Origin of the sequence: Capnocytophaga canis, from assembly GCF_000827555.1 — a bacterium.
Taxonomy (GTDB): domain Bacteria; phylum Bacteroidota; class Bacteroidia; order Flavobacteriales; family Flavobacteriaceae; genus Capnocytophaga; species Capnocytophaga canis.
In genome coordinates, this window is the sequence record NZ_CDOI01000111.1 from 1 (window position 1) to 422 (window position 422).

The 422-nt window shown below is 41.9% G+C and carries 1 protein-coding gene; it reads right to left on the bottom strand.

What is annotated here, in order from left to right; translation table 11 throughout:
* Nucleotides 1–422: hypothetical protein (locus CCAND38_RS11905; protein WP_042343852.1), on the bottom strand; the 422-nt coding region annotated here is incomplete at both ends.

Consider the following 422-nt stretch of genomic DNA (forward strand, 5'->3'; position numbering starts at 1 on the left):
TTCGCTACTACAGGTGTCGTTGGAGTTGTTACCTCTGTAACTACTATCGTTACTGTAGCAGTATCGCATGTAATCGTTCCTGATTTCGTACAGATGCTATAACCTATCGTATACGTTCCTGTTGGTGTACCTGATGGTATCGTAACATCTCCTGTTACAGGGTCTAAGTTCGGTACGATTGTTCCTGTTGGAGTTTTCGTTACCATTATCGTTACATCAGATGTTGTTGGCGTTTTTGTACCAAGCTTGTCGTTATCCAATACGTTAACTACAGTTCCACTTTGAGTGGTCGTTACAGTTACTGGGTCGTCAGTAGCCGTGATTACCGTAGGGGTTGTTACCGCTGTAACTGTTATTACTACAGTAGCTGTGTCGCAGGTAATCGTTCCTACTTTTGTACAGATTTCATAACCTATAACATA